The organism is Methylobacterium sp. WL6 (genome assembly GCF_008040095.1).
GTDB lineage: Bacteria > Pseudomonadota > Alphaproteobacteria > Rhizobiales > Beijerinckiaceae > Methylobacterium.
Genome location: NZ_VRVH01000312.1, coordinates 1 through 5051, shown reverse-complemented (window position 1 = coordinate 5051; position 5051 = coordinate 1). Strand labels below are relative to the sequence as shown.

General features: G+C 70.9%; 5 protein-coding genes and 1 pseudogene. All 6 read right to left on the bottom strand.

The features are described from left to right. Positions 1–265 (bottom strand): annotated as a pseudogene (locus tag FV230_RS24345) (hypothetical protein); the annotation flags it as partial. A 172-nt stretch (positions 266–437) separates the two neighbouring features. Next, entirely contained in the window at positions 438–821 is a 384-nt protein-coding gene (locus FV230_RS24340; RefSeq protein WP_147844232.1) for a CsbD family protein, read from the bottom strand. Positions 822–892: 71 nt separating this feature from the next. After that, positions 893–1096, bottom strand: coding sequence for a CsbD family protein (locus tag FV230_RS24335; protein ID WP_147844231.1), 204 nt, complete (start codon positions 1094–1096; stop codon positions 893–895). A gap of 118 nt (positions 1097–1214) precedes the next feature. After that, positions 1215–2132, bottom strand: a complete 918-nt coding sequence (locus FV230_RS24330) for a PhnA-like protein (RefSeq protein ID WP_147844230.1) — start codon at positions 2130–2132, stop codon at positions 1215–1217. A gap of 38 nt (positions 2133–2170) precedes the next feature. Continuing rightward, positions 2171–2515: a CsbD family protein gene (locus FV230_RS24325; RefSeq protein WP_147726487.1), complete on the bottom strand. Its 345-nt coding sequence runs from the start codon at positions 2513–2515 to the stop codon at positions 2171–2173. Positions 2516–2820: 305 nt separating this feature from the next. Continuing rightward, entirely contained in the window at positions 2821–4278 is a 1458-nt protein-coding gene (locus tag FV230_RS24320) for a PAS domain S-box protein (protein ID WP_147726489.1), read from the bottom strand. Positions 4279–5051: the final 773 nt, after the last annotated feature.

The window sequence follows — 5051 nt, the reverse complement described above, 5'->3', positions numbered from 1 at the left end:
GGCCTGCGACGCCCGCGCCCACCGCCGCGCCGACGCCGGGCCCACGACGATGGCCGTAGCCGCGTCCATAGCCGTAACCCCGGCCGTACCCCCGCCCGCCGCGCCAGCCGTGACGATGACCGAAGCGGCGATACTGCACGTAGCCGGTCGGCAGGTCACCGCGCACCAGCGCCTCGACGGGGGCGCTGGATGCCGGGGCGGCCTGGGCCGGCAGACCGACCAGGGTGGCGGCGACGGTGGCGGCGAGGGCGAGGGTCAGCTTCATCGTGGATCGTCTCCTGATGGGCGGGGGAAGGGGGATGCTTCAGTAGCCGCGGCGGTTCGGCGGGGCGGCGGAGCGGCCGGCGAGGCGGCGGCCGACGTAGGCGATGACCTTCGGGAGCAGAAAGGCGGTGAGCAGCTTGCGGATCATGGAATGCGTCTCCGATGGGATGGGTTCAGGACCTGGAACGGGACAGCCAGCCGACCGCGAAGGCGACGGCGGCGAGGCCGACCAGGGCGGAGACGCGGTTGTCGTCGGCGTAGCGCGCCGCCTGCCGGCCGTAGGACGATCCGCGCTTGCGGGCGTGGCGGGTGAGATCGCGGCCCTCTTCGATCCAGCGGCCGGCTTGGTCCTCGACCGCGTGGGCGAGGGCGCGCCCGTCGTCGAGGAGGTCCTCGGCCCGGTCCCGGGCGCGGCCGTAGGCGTATTGCGCGCCGCCGGCCGCCTGGTTCACGGCGCCGCGGACCTGGCGGCCCGGGTCGCCGGTGAGGCCGCCGAGCGCGCTCTGGGCACGGCCCTTGAGGTGGCGCGATGCGCCGCGGAACTGGTCGCCGTTCATGGATCTCTCCTGACTTTCGAAGAATCGGGCGGCGGTCGGGCCCCGGTCGGGTCGCCCGCCGCCGTCCCGGATCAGCGCTTGCCGCCGACCTTGTCGACCAGCGACGACACGCCGTCCTTGGCCTCGCCGACGGTGCGCTGGGCCTCGCCCTTGAACTCCTGGGCCTTGCCTTCGACCATCAGGCCGTCGTTGCCGGTGACCTTGCCGGCGGCCTGCTTGATGTTGCCGGCGGCCTCGTTGGCGAGGCCCTTCAGCTTGTCCGTGGTGCTGCTCATGGGATGGCTCCTTGCGCGGGAAGGGACGGGTTCGAGGGGGGGCGGCCGGTCGCATGGACCGGCCGGTCGTTCGCCGAGCGTCGGGCTGAGCCGAGCTCGAGTTCAGCCGGGACTCGGCTCAGGCGCGGCGGGCGTCGTAGCCGGCGACCAGGGTCGGCGGCTTCGGGGCGCCGAGGCGGCCGCCGAGGAAGCCGGCGAGCGCGCCGAGGATCAGCGCGAGGGCGCCGTAGAACGCGCCCTGCGTGGCCGCACTGCGGGTGGCCTCGGCTGCGGCGGACGCCTTCTGCTTGGCGTCGGCGAGCGCGGCGTCGTACTGCTTCTCGTAGTTCTGAATCTGCGTCTTGGCCTGGTCGACCGGGATGCCCTGGGCCTTGGCCAGCGCGTCGGCGGCGCGGTTCTCGGCCTGGGCCTTCTGGGCCGGGTCGCCGGACAGCAGGGCACGGACCGCCGAGGCGGCGGCATCGCGCAGGGCCTGCGGGTCCTGGCCGGCCGCCTGCTGGCGCACCGACTTCTCGATCCCGTCGAGCGGGTTCGAGATCTGCGCCAGCGACGGGGCCGCCGCCTGCGCCGCGGTCTTCACGGTGCCGCCGACGAGCGAGCCGGCGCCACCGAGCGTGCTGGTCACGCCCGAGAAGGCGCCGCCGATGAGGCCGCCTGCGGCCGAGGTGAGCAGGTACAGCACGACGAGGGTCGTCACCGCCCAGGCGACGAGGCCGTGCAGGCCGGCAGCCCCCGTGACGGGCTTGCCCGAGAGGCGCCCGGCGATGAGCCCGCCGGCGAGCGAGGCGACGATGCCGGAGCCGACGAACCAGAGGCCGGCGCCGAGCGACAGGGTCGAGGCGGTCGGGTTGTCACCGCCGGGCCAGCCGACGCTGGACAGGCCGACGCCGACGCCGAGCATGTTGAGGATGACCTGGGTCACCAGCGCCGTCGCGGCGCCGGCGAAGATCGCGCCCCACGACACCTGGTGCAGGTGGACGGTGGAGGCTGCGCTCGCCGCGACGGGGGCGGCGGAAATGTTGGACGATGTGGCCACGGTATGCTCCGAAAGACTTGACGCGACGACGAGGGCTGTCAGCGGCGGGAATGGATGAGGAGGGCGAGGCCGTAGCCGACGGCTCCGGCGATCATCAGGGCGACGAGGGGGCTTTCCTCGACCTGGTGGCTGACGGCGCGACGGCCCTGGCGGAGGTAGTGGCCGCTGTTCTCGTAGGCGTCCTCGGCGTAGTCCGAGGCTTCGCCGGCGACGTGCCGGACGGCGTCCTTGGCCTGGCCGTAGAGGTTCTCGGCCGACCCCTGGGCTTCGCGGAAGCGGCCCTCGACCGAGTCGTTCCGCGATCCGACGAGATCGCCGACGGCGCCCTGTGCCTTGCCCGCAAATTCTTTCGCTGCGCCCGTGACGCGATCCGTATCGACCATGATGTTCGTCCTGTTGCTTCGAGGTGTGGGAGACGTGTGCGGCGTGTCGCCCGGGCTACGGCATGCGCGTGGACCCGGACGTCGCGTCGGACTTCGAAAAAACTCGTGTTCGCTTCGATCTCGGCCGCGGCGCGCAGGTCGCCGGCCGCTGCCCGATCGAGCTGAGGGTGCGATCCGCACAGATCGCATGCGGTTCGATGCGGCGGGTTGCTGCCCCTGTTCTTGTTGGTCTTGCCTTTGTCCTTCGGAGATGGTGACACCCATCGAACAGGCAATGGTATAAAACTACTGGTATTCTGATTTATTCATGTCGGAATTGTCGCCGGCAGGCCGTGCTCGCGCGCCCACACGATCACCTCCGAGCGCTTGTGCAGGCCGAGCTTGCGGTAGAGCGCGGCGGTGTGGTTGCGGACGGTGTTGCGCGACAGGTTCAGCCGCTTGGCGATGGCGTCGTCGCTCAGCCCCGCGCAGACCAGGCCGAGCATCTGGCGCTCGCGCACCGTGAGGCTGAGGGTCGGATCCTCGGCGCTCGCCTCGCCCGGGTGGCGCAGGCTCGCGAGCTTCTCGATCAGGCCGCGGCTGAACCAGGAGGTGTCGGCCATCACCGCCTCGATCGCGACGAACAGGTCGCGCTCGGAGCGCTTGCGCTCGGTGATGTCCTGCAGCACCGCCAGCACGAACGCCTCGTCGTTGATGGTGACGCGCTCGGCGGAGACGAGGCAATCGAGGTCTCCGGCCTCCTGGGCGTGCAGGCAGGTCTCCAGCCCGAGGACGGAGCCGGTGCGGATCACCGCGGATTCGAAGCGCTGGCGGGCCGCATCCTTGGTCCAGAGACCGATCTCCTCCGGCGTGCGGCCGACGACCTTGTCCTGGCCGTAGCCGAACACCCGGGTGAAGGCCTCGTTGATGCCGGTGACCGCGAAGCCGTCGGCCCGGCACAGCATGGTCGGCACGGGCGTGAGCTGGAACGCCTTGGCGAAGCGCTCCTCGCTCTGGCGCAGCGCCGTCTCGGCCTTCTTGCGCAGCTCGAGGTCGGCGAAGGTGAACAGCATGCACGGCTCGTCGCCCAGCTCCATCGGCTGGCCGGCGACGATCACGAACCGTGTGCCGCCGTCCGGCAGCCCGAGGCAGGCCTCCATCTGCGGGACCGTGGTGCCGGCGTTGAGGCGGGCGATCGCGAGGTCGCGGCTGCGCGCGCCGGCGAGCACGTCGACCTCGTAGACGCTGCGCCCGATCACGGCGTCGCGGGTGTAGCCGGTCATCTCGAGGAAGCCGGTGTTGACCTTGACGTGACGCAGGTCGGACAGGCGGGTGATCACCGCCGGGGCCGGGTTGGCGTTGAAGGTCTTCTCGAACCGCTCCTCCGCCTCGAATTGCGGGGTCACGTTCTGGAGGATCAGCGCGAGGCAGCTCGGCGTCCCGGACGTGTCGGTCGCGACGATGCTGCGGAGCGAATGGACGAAGTCGACGTCCGGCCGGTCGGTGCGGCGCACGTCGACGATGACGTCGTGGAAGGTCTCGCCGCGCACCACCCGCTCGATCGGGTACTGGTCCGGTGGGCGGTTGTTGCGGTAGCGCAGGGAGAACCGGGCCCGGTACTCGTCCACCGTCGCGCCGAGCTCGGCGAGGCTCTCGGCCCCGTGCATGGCGAGCGCGGCCTCGTTCGCCCAGACGATGCGCTGATCGGGCTCGACGAGGATCACCCCTTCGGTCAGGCCGGCGATGATCTGCCGGAGTTCCGATCTGTCGACGCCTGCGGTCACGGGTGGGGCACGTCCTACCAAGGGATCGACCCAGGGTTGGACGATCCCGGCAGCAACAGTTGCGAATGCAACTGGTTCCCGGTCTCGGTTGTTTTCACTGGTACGATCGTCACGCCGCGTTAGTGACCCGGCCTGGTGCAGGGGCCCCGTGATCGATCCAACGCGTCGGCAGCGTCCGTTGCGGACCGGCCGATCGTCCCGCGATCGGCCGCGTCGCATCAGGTGGAATGCGTGGCGTCCCCGGCAGGGCTCGAACCTGCGACCCCAGGTTTCATACCACTTCGGCTTTCGCCGCCGCGGGCGGGTGCCCGCGTTCGTGGCCTGGACTATCCCTTCGCCCTAGGCGCCCGAAGGCGCCCTTAGGTGCCGCCCGTCTAGTCTCTACACCTTCCCGCGCATGGCACTGCGCGGGCTTGGCTCGGGATCGGCAGGATTCCGGCGACCTGGATCGCCGGGACCGGAAGCGTTCCCCGAATTTGAGCGGATCCGCCGCGCGGTTTCCCGATGCGGCGCCCAATTTGCGTTTAGGAAACCTGTGCTCTGTCCAGCTGAGCTACGGAGACGTACCGGAGGTTTGTACCATCGTCGCCGTGCGAGTCCACTGGGCAACCGCGGCTTCGCCGGTGTGGCCGGATTGCCCTGTGCGGATCGCGTCGATCCGGGGCATGCTGCAGCGGACGTCGGAGCGGGAGTCGTGGCGATGGGATGGACGGGGCGGATGCTTGCGGTCGCGGCCTGCGCGCTCGCCGCCTCGGCCGCCCGCGTCGCGGCGG